Raw genomic sequence first — 21228 nt, forward strand, 5'->3', positions numbered from 1 at the left:
TGATGTCCTTGTGGCAGCAGGAATCCCGGGTCTACCGGATCATCGCCGACCTCGACAACGGCGGCTCCCGCGAACTGGGATACCCCTCGACTACCGCACTGGTGGCCGAGATCGCGCGGACCTCGTCGCCTGCCGTGCGGAAGATGGTCGCGCGGGCGATCACGCTCAACCCCAGCCACGGTGTCGGTGGCGTGGAGATTCCCGCCGCCGCACCACTGACCGGGCAGGCGGCGGCGGAGCGTGCGATCTCGCCACAGCACACGGACGCGATCGTGGCAGCCCTGCGATCCATCCCGGCCACCGTGTCGGTGCAGGAGCGGGAGAGGACCGAGAAGACCCTGGTCGACCTCGCCCGCAACGCCGGTATGTCCGAGCTCGCCCAAGGATGCCAACGGCTCCGCGACACCCTCGACCCCGACGGCGCCGAACCCCGCGACACCCCTGAACCGGCACGGTCGATGCGGTGGCACACCCGCAAAGACGGCTCCGTCAAATTCGACGGCTACCTCGACCCGATCTCCGGGGCGAAGACCCTTGCCTTGCTGGAGCCGCTCGCGAAGTCCCGCAAGGATGATCCGAGTGATAATCCTTTGGTGCGCGGGCAGGCTGAGCGCAACGGGGACGCGTTCATGGAAATGGTCACCCTCGCCGCCAGCCACCCCGACTCCCCCAACCGCAGCGGCACCCGCGCGGACCTCATCGTCACCATCACCCTGAACGACCTCAAAGCGAAGCTCGGCAAGGCTTGCCTGGACATGGTCACCGACATCACCGCCAGCGAAGCCCGCATCCTCGCCTGCGACTGCAAAATCATCCCCGCCATCCTCGACGGTGAGGGACAGCCCCTGGAAATGGGACGAGCCAAACGCCTGGTCACCGAAGCGATCCGATACATGCTCGCCATCCGTGACTGCGGATGCGCCTTCCCCGGATGTACCCGCAAGCCGAGACACTGCGAAGCGCACCACGTGCTGCCGTGGCACGCCGGTGGCAAGACAGACCTGGGTAACCTCGTGCTGCTATGCGGCTACCACCACCGCCTGCTGCACAACAGCGACTGGACACTCCGCATGGTCAACGGCATGCCCGAGTTCACCCCACCAGCATTCCTCGACCCCTGGCGAAAACCCAGAACCAACACCATCCACACCGCCCAACCCCGCGCCGCCTAACCGGAACCCCGCCACACCAGCGGGGCACCCCGGCAGCACCAGCGGACGGTCGTCCCGACAGGGGGCGCCCCTGCGGGAACACTCGCTCGCCCAATACCCCGCCACCACTGTATTCGCGGCCCGGCGATCGATCCATTGTGTCCACAATGGACCAGCAACTCCCTGCCACCACACTTCCCGCCTCGCCCTCGACTCCCCAGCACCGGAGGGCTACGGGACGCTGCCCGCCTACCGATGCCAGCCGGGTACGGCAACCACGGCGACCACCTTGTCCGGTCCGTGGGGAACCCTCACCGCGCCCACCGAACACGCGAGCCGAGACTCGCGGGAGCACCGCCATCCCCGGAACAGTCCATTCAGGACAGCAAGGTGTCCAGTTTCGCGCGGACCCGGTCGAGGTCCTCGCTGTACTTCAGGACCGCGCCCAGGGTGCGGGCGGCCGTTTCGGCGTCCAGTTCGTCGCGGCCGAGGGCCAGCAGGGCTTCGGCCCAGTCCAGTGATTCGGCCACTCCGGGCGGCTTGAGCAGTTCCAGCTCCCGCAGGCGGCGGACCGCGCCGGCCACCTGCGACGCGAGCCGGTCGCCGATGCCGGGCAGGCGCCGCCGCAGGATCGCGATCTCGCGCGCGAGGCCGGGGTGTTCGAGCCAGTGGTAGAGGCACCGGCGCTTCAGCGCGTCGTGCACCTCGCGCGTGCGGTTGGAGGTGAGCAGCACCAGCGGCGGCACCTCGGCGCGGACCTCCCCGAACTCGGGGATGGTCACCGCGTACTCGTCGAGCAGTTGCAGCAGGAGCGCTTCGAACTCGTCGTCGGCGCGGTCGATCTCGTCGACGAGCAGCACGCACGGCGCGGTCTTGAGCGCCCTCAGGAGCGGGCGTGCCAGCAGGAACCGTTCGGTGTAGAGCGACTGCTCCGCGACGTCGGCGTCCAGTGCGCCATCGGCCGCCTCCAGCGCGCGCAGGTGCAGGAGCTGGCGCGGGAAGTCCCATTCGTACAGCGCCTGCGCGGCATCGATCCCCTCGTGGCACTGCAACCGGATCAACGGCAGTCCCAAGCCTTCGGACAGCGCGAGCGCGAGCGAGGTCTTTCCGGTACCCGGTTCGCCTTCGCAGAACAGCGGGCGCCGCATGCGCAGGGCGAGGAACGCGGCCGTGGCCACGCCGTCGTCGGCGAGGTAACCGGTGCCGTCGAGCACGGCCGCCAGCTCTTCGGGAGAACCCAGGTCAGTCACAGCATCGAGCGTAGGCGTTCTCGGGGTGCGGCGCTCACAGGTCCGACGGGCGGTCCACGTCCCGGCCGCCGCCGATGTCGGCGCACTCCACCAGCCGCAGGTCGTCCCGGGTGGCGAGCCAGTCGCGGGCGCCGCGGTCCCCGACGGCGGCCGCCGCGATCGACGGCCACCACCGCCTGCCGAACAGCACGGGATGCCCGGGCACACCGTCGAACGCGGCACGGGCGACCACGTCCACAGCGGACAGCCCGGCGAGCCTCGCCACGACCTCGGACCCGACACCGGGCAGGTCGACGAGGTGCACCAGCACCGCGTCGGGCACCGGGTCGAGCTCGGCCAGCGCGGCCAGCCCCGCCCGCAACGACGCGCCCATACCCGATGCCCAGTCCGGCGAGTCCACGACCAGTGCCGGGTCCGGCAGCAGCGCCACCGCGGCCTCGGCTCGCGCGCCGAGCACCACCCGGATCGGATCGCACCCGCCATCGGACAACGCGCGCAGCGAGCGGGTGAGGAACGTTTCACCCTCGAAGTCCACGAGTGCCTTCGGCTTGCCGAACCGGCGGCCCGCACCAGCCGCCAGTAGAAGTCCCGCCGTCCGGTCAGCCATGGTGCGCCCGCACCGGCGACAGCGCGAGATCGGCCTCGATCCGCTGCGCGGCGGCGAGCAGCGGCGGCACCATCTGCTCCCGCGCCACCTCCGGCGAAGTGCGGCTCGCGTGCGTCGACACGTTGACCGCGGCCACCACGGGCCCGCCGCGGTCCCGGATCGGCGCGGCGACCGAGCGCAGCCCTTCCTCCAGTTCCTGGTCGACGATCGCCCAGCCCTGCTCCCGCACCTTCGCCAGCTCGGCGCGCAGCGCGGGCGGCGAGGTCAGGGTGTGCGAGGTCAGCCGGTCGAACTTCGCGGCGTCGAGGTAGGCGTCGAACTCGGCGTCGTCCAGCCCGGCGAGCAGCACATGCCCCATCGAGGTGGCGTACGCGGGAAAGCGGGTGCCCACGTTGATCGTGACGGTCATGATGCGCGACACCGCCACGCGCGCGACGTAGACGATTTCGGTGCCGTCGAGCACGGACATCGAACTCGATTCGCCCACCTCGGACGAGAGCCGTTCGAGATGCGGCTGCGCCACCTCGGGCAGGGTCATGCTGGACAGGAACGAGTACCCCAGCTCCAGTACGCGGGCGGTGAGCGAGAAGTACTTGCCGTCGGTGCGCACGTACCCGAGGTCGACCAGGGTGAGCAGGAACCGGCGCGCGGCCGCCCTGGTCAGCCCGGTCGAGCGGGCCACGTCGCTGAGCGTCAGGTGCGGGGCCTCGGCGTCGAACGCCCTGATCACCGCTAGACCGCGTTCGAGCGACTGCACGTGGTGCGCACCCCGCACCGACTGGCCAGGCTCGTCCATTCGTCGACCTTAACCGGCTGGTTCGTCCTCCCCCAGCTCGGCGAGGGTGTGTTGCGCCACGGCGAACGCCTTGTTCGCGGCGGGGACGCCCGCGTAGACACCGGTGTGCAGCAGCACCTCGCCGATCTCGGCCGGGGTGAGTCCATTGTGGATCGCCGCGCGCACGTGCATGGCCAGCTCGTCGTGGCAGTGCAGCGCGGTGAGCAGCGCGAGCGTGAGACAGCTCCTGGTGCGCCGGTCGAGGCCGTCGCGCGTCCACACCGAGCCCCACGCGGCGGTGGTGATGTAGTCCTGGAACGGCGCGGTGAACTCGGTCGTCTTCGCCATCGCCGCGTCGACGTGCTCGTCGCCGAGCACCTCGCGGCGCACCCGCATCCCGTCTTCGTAGCTGCCCATCACGCTCCCACCCGGTCCAGGATCAGTGCCGTGAACCGCTCGTGCTGCTCGTAACTGCCCAGGTGCGCGGCCCCTTCGACGATTTCGAAGCGCGCGCCGGGAATCCCGTCGGCGATCAGCTCGCCGTGCTCCGGCGGCGTTGCCGGATCCTCCGCGCCGGAGATCACCAGCGTCGGCACCCCGATCCGCGGCAGGTCGCCGACGAGGTCCATGTGCTCGATCGCCGCGCAGCACGCGGCGTAGCCGGCGGCGGAGGTGCCGACGACCATCGCGCGCAGTGCCGCCACCGTGCCCGGGTTCTCCGCCGCGCAGGACGGTGTGAGCCAGCGCCCGACGGCGGCGTCCGCGATCGCACCGGTGCCCTCGGCGAGAACGGTCGCCGCGCGTTCGGCCCATCGCTCCGGCGGCCCCAGCTTCGCCGAGGTGCAGCACAGCGTCAGGCTCGCGATCCGGTCCGGCCGGTGGGCGCCGAGCCACATGCCCGCCATTCCGCCGAGCGACAACCCGACCAGGTGCGCCTTCGCCACCCCGAGCTCGTCGAACAGGCCGAGCAGGCTCTCCGCGACGTCGGCGACCGAACACGGCCCCGGTGGCACCGGCGACTTCCCGTGCCCGGGATGATCGGGCCGGATCACCCGGAAACCGCGCTCCGCCAACGGTTTCACCTGCGGGTCCCACATCCGGTGGTCGCTGCCGATCGACCCGCTCAGCACCACCGGGACACCGTCGGACGGCCCGTCCTCGACGTAGTGAAGGCTCACACGCCCACCTCTCTCACAGGTCGAAGAAGACCGTCTCGCCGTCACCCTGCAACCGCACGTCGAAGCGGTACCCGTCCTCGGTCCGCTTCGCGATCAGGGTGGCCCTCCGCTCGGCGGGCACCACGGCGAGCACGGGGTCGCCGTCATTGTCCAGATCCTCGAAGTAGACGCGCGTGACCACCCGGCTCAGCAGCCCGCGCGCCAGCACCGACACGTCGATATGCGGCGCCTGACCGGGCAGCGCGCCGGGCACGACCGTGCGGATGCCGTACGCGCCGTGCTCGTCGGTGGGGCACCGGCCGAAGCCGCGGAAGTCCCGCGACCGCGCGTCACGCGGATCGTCGGGGTGGTCGAACCGCCCTTCGGCGTCCGCCTGCCAGGTTTCCACGAGGGCGTCCGGCACCGGTTCACCCTCGCCGTCGAACACCGTGCCGCGGATCCAGACGGCGCCGGGCTCGTCGATCGCGACGACGTCCGGCCCGTCCTCCCACGGCAGCCCGATCGACAGGAACGGCCCCACGGTCTGCGAAGGAGTGCTCATTCGTCGTCGTCCTCTTCTTCTTCGAAGACCGAAGCCTCGCGCCCGCGCAGGACGATGTCGAACTGGAAGGCCAGCGCCCAGTGCTCCTCGGTGCGGTCGAGGTCGAACCGCGAGATCATCCGCTGCCGCGCCTTCTCGTCCGGTACCGAGTTGAAGATCGGGTCCTGCGCGAACAGCGGATCGTCGGGGAAGTACATCTGCGTCACCAGCCGCTGGGTGAACGCGGTGCCGAACACGGAGAAGTGGATGTGCGCCGGACGCCACGCGTTGTCGTGGTTCTTCCACGGGTAGGCGCCCGGCTTGATGGTGGTGAACTCGTAGCGGCCGTCGTCGTCGGTGAGCGTGCGGCCGACCCCGTCGAAGTTCGGGTCGAGCGGCGCGGGCCACCGGTCACCGATGTGCCGGTACCGGCCGCCCGCGTTCGCCTGCCAGATCTCGACCAGCGAGTTCCGCACCGGACGGCCGTCGCCGTCGAGCAGCCGCCCGGTGACGATGATCCGCTGCCCCTGCGGTTCGCCGTCGCGCCCGCGGGTCAGGTCGTTGTCGTGCTCGCCGAGCCTGCCCGGTCCCAGCAGCGGGCCGGTGACCTCGGTGAGCCGCTGCGGCATCAGCACGAGCGGCTGCTTCGGGTGCCGCAGCCGCGTGGAGCGGTAGTCCGGCGAATCGAGCGGCGGGTGGGTGCCGTCGGGATCGCGCCGGTACTTCGGCAGCGCGAGCCGCTGCGGCGCCGGTGTCACCATCGCTTGTCCTCCCTGCGCTTTCCGAGTGGCTTTTGTCTTCCGTAAGCGGCGGAGCCGCTAGCGTGGGTCGTCAGCCCGCACCGCCGAGCAAACCGGCCACTGGCGAACACTCCCTAGGCTTCCAGTACTACGGCCAGGCCCTGGCCGACGCCGATGCAGATCGCGGCGAGGCCCCAGCCGCCGCCTCGGCGGCGCAGTTCGTGGGCGAGCGTGCCGAGCACGCGCCCGCCGGAGGCGCCGAGCGGGTGGCCGATCGCGATCGCGCCGCCGTTGACGTTCACGATCGCGGGGTCCAGGTCCGGCCAGTCGGCGAGGCAGGCCAGCGACTGCGCGGCGAAGGCCTCGTTCAGCTCGACCGCGGCGAGGTCACCCCAGCCGATCCCGGCCCGCTTCAGGGCGATCTCGGCGGCCTTGACCGGTCCGATGCCGAAGACGTCGGGGTCGACGCCCGCTGCGCCGCGTCCGGCGATCCTCGCCAGCGGTTCCGCGCCGAGCCGCTTCGCCGCGGTTTCGCCGCCGAGCAGTACCGCGGAGGCGCCGTCGTTGAGCGGCGAGGAGTTCCCCGCCGTGACTGTCCCTTGTGGACGGAAGGCCGGTTTCAGCTTGCCGAGCTTGGCCAGGTCGGAATCGGGGCGGATGCCCTCGTCCCGCTGGAGGTCGACGCCGTCGACCGGGACCACGTGCGAGTCGTAGAACCCGTCGTCCCAGGCCTTCGCGGCGTTGAGGTGGCTGCGCAGCGCGAACGCGTCCTGGCTTTCCCTGCCGATGCCGTACGAGTCGGCGAGCATCTCGGTGGACTCGCCGAGCGAAACCGTCCAGCGCTCCGGCATGGCCGGGTTGACCATGCGCCAGCCCAGCGTCGTCGAGTGCATCGTCTCGTGGCCGTTCGGGAACGCGCGCTCCGGCTTGAGCAGCACCCACGGCGCCCTGCTCATCGACTCGACACCACCCGCGACGACCAGTGCCGCGTCGCCGACCTCGATGGCCCTGCTCGCCTGCACCGCGGCTTCCAGGCCGGACCCGCACAGCCGGTTCACCGTGGCGCCCGGCACCGATGTCGGCCAGCCTGCCAGCAACGCCGCCATCCTGGCCACGTTCCGGTTGTCCTCGCCGGCGGCGTTCGCGTCGCCGAGCAGCACTTCGTCCACTTCGGACGGATCGAACCCGGTCCGGGTGGCCAGCGCCCGCAGCACGCCCGCCGCGAGGTCGTCGGGACGCACCTTCGCCAGCGCGCCGCCGTACCGCCCGAACGGCGTGCGGACCGCGTCCAAAACGTAAGCAGTGCTCATTCGCCCGCCTTCTTCAGCTCGCGCAACAAGGTCAGTTCCTCCTCCGTCGGCGCCGGCGTGGCCTTGACGTCGTCGGCGACCTTCAGCCGCCATCCCGTCGCCCGCACGACGTCCTCGATCCCGACACCGGGGTGCACCTCGGTCAGCACCAGTTCACCGGTCTCCGGATCGGGGCGCAACAGGCCGAGGTCGGTGACCACGAGCGTGGGCCCGGCACCGGGAAGCCCGAGCCGCTCCCGGTCGCCCCTGCCCGAACCGTGGCCGAACGAGGTCACGAAGTCGACGCGCTCGACGAACGCGCGGGCGCTCTGCCGCAGCACCACGAACACCTCGCGGCACGAAGCGGCGATCTCCGGCGCGCCGCCGGCTCCCGGCAGCCGCACCTTGGGGTCGCGGTAGTCCGCGCCGATCACGGTGGTGTTGATGTTGCCGAACCGGTCGAGCTGCGCGGCGCCGAGGAAGCCGACATCGATCCGGCCCGGCTGCAGCCAGTAGTTGAACACCTCGGGCACGCTCACCACCGCGTCCGCGGTGTCCGCCAGCTCACCGTCCCCGATGGACAGTGGCAGCCGCGTTGGCTTCGCCCCGAGGCACCCCGACTCGTACACGAGCGTCAGGTTCGGCGCGTGCGTCCGGCGGGCGAGGTTCGCCGCGGTGCTGGGCAGGCCGATGCCGACGAAGCACGTCATGCCGTCCCCGAGCGCGCGCGCCGCGGCAACGCTCATCATCTCGTCGGCGCTGTAGTCAGTACCGTTCATGCCCGCACTCCCGCCAGCCACTTCGTGAACTCCTCGCGGTCACGGCCGATCGCGTCCCATGCCTGGTACGCCGCGTTGTCCCGCTCGTAGTAGCCGGCCGCGTACGAAGGGCGCGCGCCGGAGGGCACCTCGGCGACCGCGGTGACCGCCCACGACGGCAGCACCACCGCGCCGGGTTTCGGCTCCAGCTCGTCGACGATCTCCTCGACCGTCACGAGGCTGCGCTTCGCCGCGAGCACCGCTTCCTTCTGCACACCGGTGATACCCCACATCTGCACGGTGCCCGCCCGGTCCGCGCGCTGCGCGTGGACGATCGTGACGTCCGGGTTGAGCGCGGGCACCGCGGTCAACCGCTCACCGGTGAACGGGCAGGTGATCGGCTTGATGGTCTCGGTCTGCGCGGGCAGGTCGGTGCCGGTGTAGCCGCGCAGCACGGCGAACGGCAGACCGGATGCCCCCGCCACGTACCGGTTCGCCATCCCGGCGTGGCTGTGCTCCTCGATCTCCAGCGGCACCGGCCACGCGTGCTGCACCGCGTCGCGGAACCGGTGCAGCGAGCCGACCCCGGGGTTGCCGCCCCACGAGAACACCAGCTTCCGCGCGCAGCCGGCGCCGATGAGCTGGTCGTAGACGATGTCGGGGGTCATCCGGACCAGGGTCAGGTCCCGGCGGCGCTGCCGGATGATCTCCTGCCCCGCCGCCACCGGGATGAGATGCGTGAACCCCTCCAGCGCGACGGCGTCCCCGTCGTGCACCAGCTCGCCGATCGCGTCGGCGAGGGACAGGACCTTGGCCATCCGCCGCTCCGTTCAGATCCCCGTGCGCTTTTAGTGCCTGGGTGTTTTTTGCTCGCCACCAAGCGTTCGCATGACGCACACTAGTTACACATCCGAACTTACCACGGGCACGCGAAAACAGGGACCCGCACACCGTTCGCCGCACTGGCCCGCGCGGCACCGCCGCGGTTACGGTTGCCGGGTGCACGATTCCCCGATCATCGCGGTGACCAGGCGAGTTCCCGAAGCGGCACTGGAGGTCCTGCGGACGGCGGGCGCGGTCTCGCTCTCCGAGGCCGACCGGCCGCTCACCCCGGACGAACTCCGGGAACAGGCGGCGGGCGCGACGGCGATCGTGAGCATGCTCCACGACCGCATCGACGGCGCGGTGGCCGACGCGGCGGGCCCCTCGCTCCGGGTGGTGGCGAACGTCGCCGTCGGCTACGACAACATCGACGTGGCCGCGCTCGCCGAACGCGGCGTCACGGTGACGAACACCCCAGGCGTGCTCACCGAAGCGACCGCCGACCTCACCTTCGCACTGCTGCTCGCGGTGACGCGGCGCATCGGGGAGGGCGAGCGGCTGCTGCGCGCGAAGCGGCCGTGGTCGTTCCACCTCGGCTTCATGCTCGGCGCCGGGCTGCAGGGCAGGACGCTCGGCATCGTCGGCCTCGGCCAGATCGGGCAGGCGGTGGCACGGCGCGCCAAGGCGTTCGGCATGGAGATCGTCTACTCGGGACGGTCCAAAGCGGACGATCGCGTCGAGGCGGAACTCGGCGCGCGCCGGGCCGGGTTCGACGAGCTGCTGGCGATCTCGGACGTGGTGTCCCTGCACTGCCCGCTGACGCCGGAGACGCGGCACCTGATCGACGCGGACGCGTTGCGCGCGATGAAGCCCTCCGCCTATCTCGTCAACACGACCAGGGGCCCGGTCGTCCACGAGGCGGCGCTCGCGGAAGCGTTGGCGCACAAGCAGATCGCGGGTGCGGCGCTCGACGTGTTCGAGCACGAGCCCGAGGTCGAACCGGGCCTGCTCGATCTCGACACGGTCGTGCTCGCACCGCACCTGGGTTCGGCCACCGTCGAGACGCGCACCGAAATGGCCGTGCTGGCGGCGGAGAACGTCGCCGCCGTGCTGCGGGGCGACCCGGCGCGCACACCGGTCGCCCCGCGCTCCTGACGGCTATGACGGCGCGGCTGCCGCCATAGCCGTCAGGGAAGTCACGCCTGGACGGGTGGCTCCTGCTCCGGCTGCGGCATCACCGCGAAGTTCAGCTGCCCCTGGTCGTCCTGCTGGACGTCGAGCACCTTGTCGTCGAGGAATGCCGCGGCCTGCGGCTCGAGGAACACCTTGGCACCGGCCTCGGTGCCCAGTACCTGGTCACCGTCCTCGGGTTGCGGTGCCATGGACAGCGCGAGCTGGGCGCCCGCTTCTTCCTGGCTCTGCACGGCGAAGCGCAAACCAGCGGCGTCGTCCCCGCCTTGCTGGGCGGTCAACGCACTGATCGCCTCCGCGGCGGCGTCAGTCATGGCGAGCATGGTGGGCCTTCCCTTCGTTCGCGATTCTGCGCTTCCGAGCCACCGTAGGGGCTCCGCGCGCGGCGTGCGCGCTGGGCGGCGACCGCACGGGTCCGCACGGTGGGACGCGACATGGTCGCGGCACTGGGCACAGCTCCGCGAGGGACAGCGCCGACTCGGAGAATGGCCTGGGTCACACCGGCGCCGACGTGGTTAAGCTGACCGAGGGCCGGGGAGAGTGAGAGGGACGCCGTGACCGTCAACAACCGCGAAGAGCGCGCCGAGATCGGGCCCGCCCTGCTGGAGCGGCTGCTTCGGCAGGTGGAGCGCACCGTGCCCGGCTTCCTCGGCGCATCGCTCAACGCCACCGCGCCCGATGGCCGCAGGCTCGCCGCCATCGGGCTCGGCGCGGAACTCGACGCGCTGCAAAAGGAAACCGGCGAGGGGCCCACCCTGTACGCCGCGGCCGAACAGGAGGCCGTCACCTCCGACGACGTCACGGCGGACGACCGCTGGCCGACGCTGGCCGGAAAGGTGGCCGGCCGCGAAGGCACGCTCGCGGTCGTCTCGGTGGCCGGGAGCTGGGACGACGAGGGGCCCATCGTGCTCACCCTCTACCTCGACCACCCGCCGGCCCCGGACGACCTCCGCCGCGTCGAAGAGATCGAGCCGGTGCTCGCGATGTCCGCCGCGCTCGTCGACTACTGCGCCGACGAAACGCTGCGCGGCGACCAGCTGCTGAAGATGGTGGAGAACCGCCGCGTCATCGAACAGGCCAAGGGCATGATCATGGCGGTCCGCCAGTGTGACGCGGGCACCGCGTTCAGCTCGCTCATCGCCGCGAGCCAGCACTTCAACGTCAAGCTCCGCGATCTCGCGGTCGCCGCCGTGGAGCACGTCGGGCAGGCACCGGCCGAGGCCGAGCCGGAAGAGGTCCTCGGCTACGGCCACGACCACGCGCCCGCGAGCGACGCCGCACGGCGCGCCGCCGAACTCATGTGGGCCGCACTGCGCTCCTGAGGCGCCGGACGCCTAGCGTGCCGTCCTGATGTAGTCGGCTATCGAACCGCCCGCCACGTCGGCGTTCTCGCCGTGGTAGCCGTCGGCAGAGCGGCGCGCGGGCCGCTCGTCCGGCGCCACCGGCTCGTCATCGGCCGGAGCGTCCTCAATGGACTGATCGAGCCGGTCGGCGGGCGTGGCCGCGATCGGCCGCTCCGGCACCGGGTCCGGCTGGACGTCCGCGCGCTCCTCGGCGAGCCGCTCTTCGATCGGTTCGCCTTCCCGCTGCTCGCGGGAGGTCATGCCGTGGCGGTCCACCGCGCTCCAGTGCTCCGGGGGCTCCACGCCCTCTTCGAGCGGATCGACGCGCAAGCTGTCCTCGTCGAGGCCTTCGCTGCTGCTCAGCGCCGCCGGATCGGTCTCGGGGTTCTCGGTCATCGGATCCTCCGTTTCGCCGGGCTCTGGGGTCCGGTGGTACCCCGGGCGCCGCCGTCCGAAACGCGGCGCGAGGCGTACGCTGGAGGCGGCTCGGTGCCCCCTCTCCAGGGGAGACGCAGATCACCTCACCTGCGAAGACACTGTTCTTCACAAATTTGTGAAAAGTATGTAGCGTTAGTGGCATGACCACCGTCAGGTGGGTGGGCGACCACCTTCCGCACCGGCAGGAGCCGGGACCCCGGCGCCGCCACCACCGGCTCGGCGAGCACCTGGTGCTCTACGTCGTCGCCGGCGGCGTGACCACGGCGATGCAGGCCGGCCTCTTCCTGCTCCTGCGGCCGTGGCTCGATTCGGTGCTCGCCAACCTCGCCGCGATCGCGGTGACCACCGTGGTGAACACCGAGTTCCACCGCAGGGTCACCTTCGCCGACAGCGAGAGCACCGCGAGCAGGCGCCGCGTCCAGTCAGTGCTGACCTTCGCCTTCTACGCCGGGTACGGGTCGGTGGTGCTCGCGATCCTGGAGGCGCTCGTCGACGCACCGTCGGCGAATCTCGAAGCTGTCGTACTCGCCGTCGCGAGCACGCTCGGCGGGCTCGCCCGGTTCGTGTTGCTCCGCTGGTGGGTGTTCACCCGCCACACTCCGCGCACCTGAGCGCGGACACTCGGTCACTTCCCGGCCAGTCGAGCGCGGGAACACCTCGGTTATGTGTCGTCTTCATCGCGATCTGGCGGGTTCCAGCGCCCGAATGGGCTATCTCTAGTTGAAATCTGGACTGCCTCTCCGTCTCGCCTTACGATTACGCAGCGTCGCTACGGCGCCGGGTTATTCCCGCACCTTCGGAGTAATCGCTGACCGTACGTTACCGATTGTCCACCTTCGACAGCGACCAGTCGGGGAGTCGCGGGAGCCGACCATGACAGCAGTCCGAGCGCGGACCAGTTCCGCCGAACCCACCGAAGCCGGCAGCGTCGACCTCCCGCTGCCGGGTTTCACCCAGCCCGCCACCCACCCCCGCGCGGGCCAGCGGCTGACCAAGGAACAACTGGACCCGCTCGTCGAGGACGCCGCCGCCGAGAACCCCGGTGCCGTCCAGGCCCTGCTGGCGCTCATCCGCCCCATGGTGGCCAGGTACTGCCGCGCCAGGATGGGCGGCCGGGACCTGTCGTACCTCTCCGCCGACGACGTCGCGCAGGAGGTGTGCCTCGCCGTGCTGAAGGCGCTGCCGACCTACCAGGACCGCGGCGGCTCCTTCCTCTACCTGGTGCACGCGATCGCGGCGAACAAGGTCGCCGACGCCTACCGCCTCGTTTCGCGGGACCGGTCCGATCCCGTCCCCGAACTGCCCGAGCACCCGCTCGCGGACAACGAGCCGGAAACGCGCGCGCTGCGCACCGATCTCGGCGCGCGGCTCAACCGGCTGCTCGGCCAGCTTCCCCAGACCCAGCAAGAAATCCTCGCGCTGCGCATCGCCGTCGGGCTTTCCGCCGTCGAGACCGCCGAGGCGCTCGGCATCTCCCCCGGCAATGTCAGGGTCACCCAGCACCGCGCACTCGCCAGGCTGCGGACGATGGTCCACGGCAACGAAGACTTCTGACCCGCTAGAGTTGTCCCGAACGCGGTTGAGCAACCAGCCGCAGCGCGCCAGTGCCACCACAGCCGCCACACGGCTCACCGGCACTGGCGTTCGCGCGAAGCGAGACGCTGCGTGCTGCGCCCCGCGGCCCCTCCCCACGGCCGATCATCCCGGTCGCCGCTCCCCGCGCTCTCGCCGCGCGCTGTGGCCGTTGACGACGCGACCGAGGGAGCAGGAGTTGGGGTCTTACGCCCGGACCGAGCACGACGAGATCGAGCTGCGGCTCACCGATCTCCAGGACGAGCTCGATGGGCTACGGCGCGCGCTGCGCACGCGCGCGACGATCGAACAGGCGATGGGCGTGCTCATCGTCGCGCAGCACTGCACGCCGCAGCAGGCGTTCCGTTCACTGGTGCGGCTTTCCCAGCAGCACAACATCAAGCTCCACCGGGTCGCCCAGGTGCTGGTGCGGCTGGCGGCCAGGGTGGAGACCGGGCAGCTCGAACCGTTGCTGAGCCGCGCGGCGGCGAATTCGGCGGTGCTGGAGCCGGAAAGCGCCGCCGGGGCCGAAACCGAGTTCGAGTGGCCGGACGACGAACTGATCGAGATCGCGAAGGCACTGGTCCAGGCCACCGAGCCGGGTGCGGCCGGGCGGGCGCAGGCCGCACTGCACCGCCTGCTCGTCGGCCGCGGCTGGATCCCGCCCTACGAGGTCCTCGCCGAACTGAACGAGGACTAGCTACACGGCTTCGGGTAAGTGGCGCCTGCGGGTTATGGCGTCCTTGCGCTCGGTTTCGTCGAGGCCGCCCCACACGCCGAACGGCTCTTCGACGGTCAACGCGTGGTGGCGGCATTCCACGATCACCGGGCAGGACCGGCAGATCTGCTTCGCCCTGGCGACCCGGTCGGACCTGGCGAACCCGCGTTCCCCGTCGGGATGGAAGAACACCGCGCTGTCGAGATTGCGGCAGTTGCCGTGCCGCTGCCACTCCCAGGTCTCCGCCACCGGGGTCGGCAGTCGTGACGTGTCCGCCATGGCCTGATCACCTCCGCAAACTGTGCTGGTAGATACCGAACCGACCAAAAGCAAGCGCCTACGCGCGTCAAGCCGTGTTCTCCGTCAGCTTGCTTCCGGTCTCCTCGGTATGCGCTCAGGTGCAGGGAGTACCCCGTTCAAACCCCGGCTACACGCCCAAGCCGTACACCCGTTCGGCCGAATGGCGGAACACCTCGGCGCGTTCGGCGCCGGACAGCGGGCCGGTCAGCGACAGGGCCGCGTCGAGGACGACGGGATAGGCCGCGGCCAGTTCGCACACCGGCCAGTCCGATCCGAACAGCAGCCTGCGCGGGCCGAACGCGTCGAGGATGTGCTCGGCGTGGCGGCGGAGGTGCCCGGCGCGCCACTGCGACCAGTCGGCCTCGGTGACGAGCCCGGAGAGCTTGCACGACACGTTCTCCCGTTCGGCGAGCGCGGCCAGCGCGCCCGCCCACGGTTCCCACGGGCCGTCCGCGATCGGCGGTTTCGCGGCGTGGTCGAGCACGAAACGCAGGCCGGGCAAGGCATCCGCGGCCGCCGCGGCGGCGGGTAGCTGGTCGATCCGCACCAGCAGGTCGTAGGCGAGACCGGCGTCGGCGAGCGCGGAAAGGCCACGGCGCACGTCGTCGCGGCCGAGCCAGTCCGCGTCCGGTTCGCCCTCGACCTGGTGGCGGACGCCGACCAGCGGGCCCGCCCCGGTCAGTTCCGCGAGCCGGTCGGCCACCGAAGGCGAGGTGAGGTCGACCCAGCCGACGACCCCCGCGATCAGGGGTTCGCCCGCCGCGATCGCGAGGAACTCGTCGGTCTCGGCGTCGGAGGGGACCGTCTGCACGAGCACGGTCGAGGTGATCCCGTCGGCCGCGGCCAGCGCTTTCAGGTCGTCCACTGTGTACGCGCGGCGGATCGGGTCCATCGCCTCGCCGGTCATCCACGGGTACTCCCGCCGCGCCGGGTCCCACAGGTGGTGGTGCGCGTCGATCATGCGGCCGTCCTCACCGGGGTGTCCGGGCGCAGGAGCCCGGCGTCGATCAGTTCGTACCACAGCCCGGGCGGCACCGGCCGCCGCGCGCGGGCCACGTTCGCGGCCACCTGCGCCGGCGACTGCGAGCCGACCACGACGCTCGCCACGGCCGGGTGCGCCGCGGGCAGCGCCATCGCGACCTGCGGCAGCTCCGCGCCGTGCCGTCGGCAGACCGCCGCGATCCGCGCCGCCTTCTCGGCCAGTTCCGGTGGCGCGTCGGCGTAGTCGTACTTGGTGCCGGGCTCCGGCGTCGCGAGGATGCCGCCGTTGAACACGCCAGCCGCCATCACCGCCACCCCGCGCTCCGCGCACAGCGGCAGCAGTTCGTCGAGCGCGGGCTGGTTCAGGAGCGTGTAGCGGCCGGCGACCATCACGGCGTCGACGTCACCGCGGCGGACGAACTCCGCCAGCATCGGGGCCTGGTTCATGCCGATCCCGACCGCGCCGATCACCCCCTGCTCGCGCAGGGCGACCAGCGCGGGCACGGCACCGGTGACGGCGTCGTCGAAGTGGTCGTCGGGATCGTGCACGTAGACGAGGTCGACGCGGTCGAGGCCGAGCCTGGCCAAGCTCTCGTCGAGGGATCGCCGCACGCCGTCGGCGCTGAAGTCCCATCGGCGCCGCGAGGTCGCCGGGACGTCGAACCCGGCTTCGTCGCGCCGGGAAGCGCCGCCGGGATTCGGTTCGAGCAGCCTGCCGACCTTCGTCGACAGCGCGTATTCGGCGCGGGGACGCCCGGCCAGCGCGGCGCCGAGCCGCCGTTCGGACAGCCCGAGCCCGTAGTGGGGTGCGGTGTCGAAGTACCGGATCCCGTCGTCCCACGCTCGTGCCACGGTCGCGGCCGCGTTCTCGCCGGACATCGCGCGGTAGAGGTTGCCGAGCTGCGCGCAGCCCAGGCCCAACGGCGTGACGGCCACTTTCACGGCAGCTCCCACACGAGGGAAAGCCCGGAATCGGTGCCCGAGTAGTCGTCCTCGACGTCGAGCAGCTCCGCCATCCGCGCCTGCCACGGCACGTTCGCCGGATGCCCGGCCAGCGCGCGCCGCATCGCGGGGTAGTCGTCCACTTCGAGGACGTGGAACAGATCGAGCCCGTCGCGCCAGATCCGCCACGACCGCACGCCCGACTCGCGCAGAGCCGCGTCGAGCTCACCGGGGATGACGGCGTGCACGCGTTCGTATTCCGCCTCTTTGCCGGGTTTCACCCGGGTATGCAGGGCCACTCGGTGGGTCATGACACCTCGACTTTCACATCCGTGGCAATCTGGACGAGCAAACATCGGAGGTCTGCCGGAGAGGAAGGTGCCATGCCGGTCACCGACGTCGCGATCGACAAGATCAAGGACATGATCATCTCGGGCGAGCTGGCACCGGGCGACCGGCTGCCGAAGGAGGCCGAGCTCGCCGAGCGCCTCGGCCTGTCCCGCAGCTCGCTGCGCGAGGCCGTCAAGGCGCTGTGCCTGATCAGGGTCCTCGACGTGCGCCAGGGCGACGGCACGTACGTCACCAGCCTCGAACCGAAGCTGCTGCTCGACGCGATGACGTTCGTGGTGGACTTCCACCGCGACGACACCGTGCTCGACTTCCTCTCGGTGCGCCGCATCTTGGAGCCCGCCGCCACCGCGCTCGCCGCGCTGCACATGGACTCCGACGGCATCGCCGAGCTGCGGACGCTCCTCGACGAGCTGGAGGACGCGCCGACGGTGGAAGCGCTGGTGGCCAACGACCTCGCCTTCCACCGCCGCATCGCGGACGGCTCCGGCAACCCGGTGCTGTGCTCGCTGCTCGACAGCCTGTCCGGCCCGACCACGCGCGCGCGGGTCTGGCGCGGCCTCACCCAGGAGGGCGCGGTGGCGAAGACCCGCGAGCAGCACACGGCCATCTACGAGGCGATCGCCGCGCGGGAGCCGGAGCTGGCCCGGTCGTGGGCCACCGTGCACGTCGCCGGGGTCGAGCAGTGGCTGCGCAACGCGCTGGGGACCGCCGACCCGGAAGAAGCGGACTGACCGGTCATGTCTGGGGCTTCCCGCCCGCGAACCGGGAGATCATCAGCGCGATGAGGATGATGCCGCCGTAGATCGCCTGGATCCAGAACGCGGGCACCTGCGCGAGGTTCAGCATGTTCTGCACGACACCGAGCAGCAGCACGCCGGTGAGCGCGCCGAACATGGTCCCCCGGCCGCCGTCGAGCGAGATGCCGCCGATCACCGCCGCCGCGAACACGGTGAAGATCATCCCGTTGCCCTGGTTGGCGTTGAGCGCGCCGACGTACCCGGTGAGCACCAGCCCGCCGAGCGCGGCGAGCACGCCGGCCACCACGAACACCAGCCAGGTGATCTTGTCGACCCTGATCCCGGCCGCGCGCGCCGCCTCGCGGTTGCCGCCGATCGCGTAGAGCGCGCGCCCGACGCGGTGGTAGCGCAGCACGAGCCCGGTGATCAGGTAGGCCAGCGCGGCGAGCCACACCGACATCGGCAGCCCGGCGAAGGTCGACGTGGCGAGCGCGAAGAACGCGTCCGGCATGTCGAACAGCGTCTTGCCGTTGGTCGCGCCGATCAGCACGCCGCGCAGCACGGTCAGCATCGCCAGCGTCACGATGAACGCGTTGAGCTGCAGCTTGACGATCAGGAACCCGTTGAACGCCCCGATCAGCGCGCCGACGACGAGGATGCCGAGCAGCCCGATGACGGTCGGGAACTCGGTGCCGAACCCCGCCGACGCCGCCGGGATCACCAGCAGCGCGCCGAGTGCGGGCGCGATGCCCACGGTGGACTCCAGCGACAGGTCGAACTTCCCGGTGATCAGCACCAGCGACTCGCCGAGCACGATCAGCGCCAGCGCCGCCGACGAGCCGAGGATGCTGACGATGTTGTCGACGCTGAGGAAGCTGTCGTTGACCAGCCCGCCGATGACCACCAGCACGACGAGCGCGGGCAGCAGCGCGACATCGCGGATCCAGCCCGCCCTGCTCTTCTTCGCGGGCGCCTTCGGGACCGCTTTCGGCGCGGCCATCGTCTCCGTGGTCTCAGACATCCAGTTCGACTCCTTCGATATCGGCCACGAGATCGCCGTCGGCCCAGCCCGCGTCGTGCTCGCCGACGACCCGGCCGCCGCGCAGTACCAGCACCCGGTCGGCGAGGCGGAGGTCGTCCAGCTCGTCGCTGACGATCAGCACCGCCTTGCCGTCGGCGCGCACCCTGTCCACCACCGCGAGCAGGGCCCCCTTCGACTTCACGTCAACGCCCGCGGTGGGGTTGATCAGCACCACCACCCCGGGATCGCGCGCGAGCGCCCGCGCCAGCACCACCTTCTGCTGGTTCCCGCCGGACAGATCGGACACCGCCTGGTCCGGCCCGGCGGCCACGATGTCGTATTCGGACAGTGCGGTGCGCGCGGTGCGGGTGCGCGCGCCCGGCGCGGCGATCCCGCCCGGCCCGAGCCGGTCGAGCACGGTCATCGTCGCGTTGTCCGCTATGGACAGTCCGAGCACGAGGCCCTGGTGGTGGCGATCCCTCGGCACGCAGCCGATCCCCGCCTCCAGCGCGGCGGGCACGTCACCGGTCTTCAACGGCCTTCCGGCCACGGTGATCCGCCCCGCGGCCGGGGCGCGCAGGCCGTACACGGTTTCGGCCACCTGGTGCTTGCCGCTGGCGTTGCTGCCCGCGAGCCCGAGGACTTCGCCGCGCCGCACCGAGAACGTCACGTCGTCGAACTCGTCGCCGGAGAGGCCGTCGACCACCAGTGCTTCGTCCACATCGGACGCCAGCGCCTCGCGCGCGGCCGCGTCGGCGACGGTCAGCCCGCCCCGCTCGCCGGTCATCGCGTCGATCAGCTCGGCGTGCGCGATCTCGGCGACCGGTGCGGTCAGCACGTGGCCGGCGTCGCGCAGCACGGTGACCGCCTGGCACACCTCGTACACCTCCCGCAGGTGGTGGGAGATGAACAGGAAGGTCACCCCCGCCGCTTGCATTTCGCGCATACGCGCGAAGAGCCGGTCGATCGCCTGGTGGTCGAGCTGCGCGGTGGGCTCGTCGAGCACGATGAACCGCGCGCCGTAGGACAGCGATCGCGCGATCTCGACGAACTGGCGGTCCTCGACGGACAGCTCACCGGCCGAGGTGTCCACGTCCACCTCGACGCCCCACGAGTCGAGCAACTCGCGCGCCTGCGCGCGCAGGCGCCGCCAGCTGATCGCGAACCGGCCGCCGGACTGGCGGTTGAGGAACAGGTTCTCCGCGACGCTCAGGTGCGGGATCACCGTGGAATGCTGGTAGACGCAGGCCACGTGCCGCCGCCACGCCTCGCGGTCGGCGACCGGCGGCGCCGGCTCGCCGCCGAACTCGATGGTCCCGGTGTCCGGTTTGGACAGTCCGGTGAGGATGGACACCAGGGTGGACTTTCCCGCCCCGTTCCGGCCGACGAGCGCGTGCGACTGGCCGGGCGTCACGGTCAGGCTCACGTCGCGCAGCGCCACCGTGGGGCCGTACCGCTTGCCGACCCGGCTGGCGCTGACCACGGGCGCGCTCATAGGTTGTTGCCCCACAACGCCTTGTCGTCCACATTGGCCCTGGTGATCACCGGCGCGGGGAGCTGGTCCTCCAGGATGCCCGGCCTGCTCTCCACCACGGTGCTGCCGTGGTCGGTGGGGCCGGCCTTGAAGGTCTCCCCCGCCATGGCTTTCTTGATCCAGTAGACGCCGTACTTCGCGTAGTCGTCGGCGGGCTGCGAGACCGTCGCGTCCAGCTCGCCCGCCCTGATCGCGGCCAGTTCCTGCGGGATGCCGTCGTTGCTGAGCAGCACGATGTGCTTCGGGTCGCCAGCAGGGAAGAAGAGGTTCTTGCGGCGCAACGTCTGCAGCGCCGGCGCCAGGTACACCCCGCCAGCCTGCAGGTACACGCCCTTGACGTCGGGGTTCGCGGTCAGCAGGCTTTCCAGGCCCGATGCGGCCTTGTCGGCCTTCCACTCGGCGGGGATCTCGAGCACCTGCACGCCGGGGTAGGACTTCATGCACTCCCGGAACGCCTCGGAGCGCTCGCGGCCGTTGACCGAGGCGAGATCGCCCATGACCTGCACGACCTTGCCCTGCTTGACCTTCTCGCCGATCGCGTCGCACGCCTTCGTGCCGTAGGCCTTGTTGTCGGCGCGCACGACCATCGCGACCTTGCCGCTCTCCGGTGCCACGTCGACCGCCACCACCGGCACGCCCTTGCGCTCGGCCTGGTTCAGCCCGGCCACCACCGCCGCGGAGTCCAGCGGGGTCACCACCATGCCCTTGACGCCCTGGTTGAGCAGCGTGTTCATATCCGTGATGAGCTTGGCGGGGTCGCTGTCCGCGTTCACCGTCGGCAGCGCCTCGATCCCGGCCTCCTGCGCCATCTTCGGCACGTAGCCGTTGTAGGCCTGCCAGAACGGGGAGGTCAGCAGCGGCACGGTGGCCCCGACCTTGCCCCCGCCGCCGCTGCCCGCCGCGGGCGCCGCTTTGTCCTTTGTGGACCCACACGCGCTCGCCGCCAGTGCGAGCGCCGCGACCGCCGCGGCGATCTTGATCACCTTCTGCACCGCATCCTCCTTGATGCC

At 71.0% G+C, this 21228-nt stretch carries 26 protein-coding genes; 7 read left to right on the forward strand and 19 right to left on the reverse strand.

Annotated elements, in window-relative coordinates:
* Positions 1 to 1172, forward strand: a 1172-nt coding sequence (locus tag ABD256_RS12730) for an HNH endonuclease signature motif containing protein (RefSeq protein WP_344417149.1), incomplete at its 5' end; no start/stop codon positions are given.
* A gap of 356 nt (positions 1173 to 1528) precedes the next feature.
* Here the strand turns inward: ABD256_RS12730 and ABD256_RS12735 are convergent.
* The 10 genes from ABD256_RS12735 to ABD256_RS12780 form a co-directional block, all read right to left on the reverse strand.
* The gene (locus ABD256_RS12735; protein ID WP_344417151.1) at positions 1529 to 2401 is read right to left on the reverse strand and encodes an AAA family ATPase; all 873 of its coding nucleotides are present in this window, start codon (positions 2399 to 2401) and stop codon (positions 1529 to 1531) included.
* A gap of 34 nt (positions 2402 to 2435) precedes the next feature.
* The gene (locus ABD256_RS12740; protein ID WP_344417153.1) at positions 2436 to 3008 is read right to left on the reverse strand and encodes a nucleotidyltransferase family protein; all 573 of its coding nucleotides are present in this window, start codon (positions 3006 to 3008) and stop codon (positions 2436 to 2438) included.
* Positions 3001 to 3804 carry an IclR family transcriptional regulator gene (locus ABD256_RS12745; RefSeq protein ID WP_344417155.1) on the reverse strand — a complete coding sequence of 268 codons (804 nt, stop codon included), beginning with the start codon at positions 3802 to 3804 and terminating at the stop codon, positions 3001 to 3003. Before ABD256_RS12745 ends, ABD256_RS12740 begins: the two co-directional genes overlap by 8 nt.
* A gap of 9 nt (positions 3805 to 3813) precedes the next feature.
* Positions 3814 to 4200, reverse strand: coding sequence for a 4-carboxymuconolactone decarboxylase (gene pcaC, locus ABD256_RS12750; protein WP_344417157.1), 387 nt, complete (start codon positions 4198 to 4200; stop codon positions 3814 to 3816).
* Positions 4200 to 4961 (reverse strand): 3-oxoadipate enol-lactonase, encoded by a 762-nt coding sequence (gene pcaD / locus ABD256_RS12755; RefSeq protein ID WP_344417158.1) that lies wholly within the window; start codon positions 4959 to 4961, stop codon positions 4200 to 4202. Before pcaD ends, pcaC begins: the two co-directional genes overlap by 1 nt.
* 13 nt (positions 4962 to 4974) lie before the next feature.
* The gene (gene pcaG / locus ABD256_RS12760; protein WP_344417161.1) at positions 4975 to 5502 is read right to left on the reverse strand and encodes a protocatechuate 3,4-dioxygenase subunit alpha; all 528 of its coding nucleotides are present in this window, start codon (positions 5500 to 5502) and stop codon (positions 4975 to 4977) included.
* Entirely contained in the window at positions 5499 to 6242 is a 744-nt protein-coding gene (gene pcaH, locus ABD256_RS12765) for a protocatechuate 3,4-dioxygenase subunit beta (protein ID WP_344417164.1), read from the reverse strand. The genes pcaG and pcaH overlap by 4 nt, the downstream gene beginning before the upstream one ends.
* A gap of 113 nt (positions 6243 to 6355) precedes the next feature.
* A complete protein-coding gene (locus tag ABD256_RS12770; RefSeq protein ID WP_344417167.1) occupies positions 6356 to 7531 on the reverse strand; it encodes a thiolase family protein in 1176 nt (391 codons plus the stop codon).
* Positions 7528 to 8289, reverse strand: a complete 762-nt coding sequence (locus ABD256_RS12775) for a CoA-transferase subunit beta (RefSeq protein ID WP_344417169.1) — start codon at positions 8287 to 8289, stop codon at positions 7528 to 7530. The genes ABD256_RS12770 and ABD256_RS12775 overlap by 4 nt, the downstream gene beginning before the upstream one ends.
* Complete coding sequence (locus tag ABD256_RS12780) at positions 8286 to 9086, reverse strand: CoA transferase subunit A (protein ID WP_344417171.1); 801 nt, start codon at positions 9084 to 9086, stop codon at positions 8286 to 8288. The genes ABD256_RS12775 and ABD256_RS12780 overlap by 4 nt, the downstream gene beginning before the upstream one ends.
* 181 nt (positions 9087 to 9267) lie before the next feature.
* Here ABD256_RS12780 and ABD256_RS12785 point away from each other — a divergent pair, with 181 nt between their 5' ends.
* Positions 9268 to 10245 (forward strand): 2-hydroxyacid dehydrogenase, encoded by a 978-nt coding sequence (locus ABD256_RS12785; RefSeq protein ID WP_344417173.1) that lies wholly within the window; start codon positions 9268 to 9270, stop codon positions 10243 to 10245.
* Between the two features lie 41 nt (positions 10246 to 10286).
* Here ABD256_RS12785 and ABD256_RS12790 read toward each other — a convergent pair whose 3' ends face one another.
* The gene (locus ABD256_RS12790; protein WP_344417175.1) at positions 10287 to 10604 is read right to left on the reverse strand and encodes a HesB/IscA family protein; all 318 of its coding nucleotides are present in this window, start codon (positions 10602 to 10604) and stop codon (positions 10287 to 10289) included.
* 231 nt (positions 10605 to 10835) lie between these two features.
* On the opposite strand from ABD256_RS12790, the gene ABD256_RS12795 reads away from it, so the two are divergent.
* A complete protein-coding gene (locus ABD256_RS12795; protein ID WP_344417177.1) occupies positions 10836 to 11603 on the forward strand; it encodes an ANTAR domain-containing protein in 768 nt (255 codons plus the stop codon).
* A 12-nt stretch (positions 11604 to 11615) separates the two neighbouring features.
* Here ABD256_RS12795 and ABD256_RS12800 read toward each other — a convergent pair whose 3' ends face one another.
* On the reverse strand, positions 11616 to 12020 hold the full coding sequence (locus tag ABD256_RS12800) for a hypothetical protein (RefSeq protein WP_344417180.1): 405 nt from the start codon (positions 12018 to 12020) through the stop codon (positions 11616 to 11618).
* Positions 12021 to 12202: 182 nt separating this feature from the next.
* Here ABD256_RS12800 and ABD256_RS12805 point away from each other — a divergent pair, with 182 nt between their 5' ends.
* The 3 genes from ABD256_RS12805 to ABD256_RS12815 all read left to right on the forward strand — a co-directional run bounded on the left by ABD256_RS12805 (position 12203) and on the right by ABD256_RS12815 (position 14334).
* Positions 12203 to 12673 carry a GtrA family protein gene (locus ABD256_RS12805; protein WP_344417183.1) on the forward strand — a complete coding sequence of 157 codons (471 nt, stop codon included), beginning with the start codon at positions 12203 to 12205 and terminating at the stop codon, positions 12671 to 12673.
* A 262-nt stretch (positions 12674 to 12935) separates the two neighbouring features.
* On the forward strand, positions 12936 to 13616 hold the full coding sequence (gene shbA, locus ABD256_RS12810; RefSeq protein ID WP_344417185.1) for an RNA polymerase sigma factor ShbA: 681 nt from the start codon (positions 12936 to 12938) through the stop codon (positions 13614 to 13616).
* Between the two features lie 217 nt (positions 13617 to 13833).
* Positions 13834 to 14334 carry an ANTAR domain-containing protein gene (locus ABD256_RS12815; protein ID WP_344417188.1) on the forward strand — a complete coding sequence of 167 codons (501 nt, stop codon included), beginning with the start codon at positions 13834 to 13836 and terminating at the stop codon, positions 14332 to 14334.
* Here the strand turns inward: ABD256_RS12815 and ABD256_RS12820 are convergent, their stop codons facing one another.
* The 4 genes from ABD256_RS12820 to ABD256_RS12835 form a co-directional block, all read right to left on the reverse strand.
* Positions 14335 to 14631, reverse strand: coding sequence for a WhiB family transcriptional regulator (locus ABD256_RS12820; RefSeq protein ID WP_344417191.1), 297 nt, complete (start codon positions 14629 to 14631; stop codon positions 14335 to 14337).
* A 148-nt stretch (positions 14632 to 14779) separates the two neighbouring features.
* Positions 14780 to 15613, reverse strand: a complete 834-nt coding sequence (locus ABD256_RS12825; RefSeq protein ID WP_344417194.1) for an amidohydrolase family protein — start codon at positions 15611 to 15613, stop codon at positions 14780 to 14782.
* The gene (locus tag ABD256_RS12830; RefSeq protein WP_344417197.1) at positions 15610 to 16575 is read right to left on the reverse strand and encodes an aldo/keto reductase; all 966 of its coding nucleotides are present in this window, start codon (positions 16573 to 16575) and stop codon (positions 15610 to 15612) included. The genes ABD256_RS12825 and ABD256_RS12830 overlap by 4 nt, the downstream gene beginning before the upstream one ends.
* A complete protein-coding gene (locus ABD256_RS12835) occupies positions 16572 to 16886 on the reverse strand; it encodes an L-rhamnose mutarotase (RefSeq protein WP_344417200.1) in 315 nt (104 codons plus the stop codon). Before ABD256_RS12835 ends, ABD256_RS12830 begins: the two co-directional genes overlap by 4 nt.
* A 72-nt stretch (positions 16887 to 16958) precedes the next feature.
* On the opposite strand from ABD256_RS12835, the gene ABD256_RS12840 reads away from it, so the two are divergent.
* Positions 16959 to 17657: a FadR/GntR family transcriptional regulator gene (locus tag ABD256_RS12840; RefSeq protein ID WP_344417203.1), complete on the forward strand. Its 699-nt coding sequence runs from the start codon at positions 16959 to 16961 to the stop codon at positions 17655 to 17657.
* Between the two features lie 4 nt (positions 17658 to 17661).
* Here ABD256_RS12840 and ABD256_RS12845 read toward each other — a convergent pair whose 3' ends face one another.
* Genes ABD256_RS12845 through ABD256_RS12855 form a run of 3 tightly spaced genes read right to left on the reverse strand, consistent with a single transcriptional unit; the run spans position 17662 to position 21201 of the window.
* A complete protein-coding gene (locus ABD256_RS12845; RefSeq protein ID WP_425546447.1) occupies positions 17662 to 18663 on the reverse strand; it encodes an ABC transporter permease in 1002 nt (333 codons plus the stop codon).
* 13 nt (positions 18664 to 18676) lie between these two features.
* Positions 18677 to 20179: a sugar ABC transporter ATP-binding protein gene (locus ABD256_RS12850; protein WP_344417209.1), complete on the reverse strand. Its 1503-nt coding sequence runs from the start codon at positions 20177 to 20179 to the stop codon at positions 18677 to 18679.
* On the reverse strand, positions 20176 to 21201 hold the full coding sequence (locus ABD256_RS12855) for a sugar ABC transporter substrate-binding protein (RefSeq protein ID WP_344417651.1): 1026 nt from the start codon (positions 21199 to 21201) through the stop codon (positions 20176 to 20178). The genes ABD256_RS12850 and ABD256_RS12855 overlap by 4 nt, the downstream gene beginning before the upstream one ends.
* Positions 21202 to 21228: the final 27 nt, after the last annotated feature.

The organism is Amycolatopsis minnesotensis, assembly GCF_039529815.1.
In the GTDB taxonomy this organism is placed as follows: domain Bacteria; phylum Actinomycetota; class Actinomycetes; order Mycobacteriales; family Pseudonocardiaceae; genus Amycolatopsis; species Amycolatopsis minnesotensis.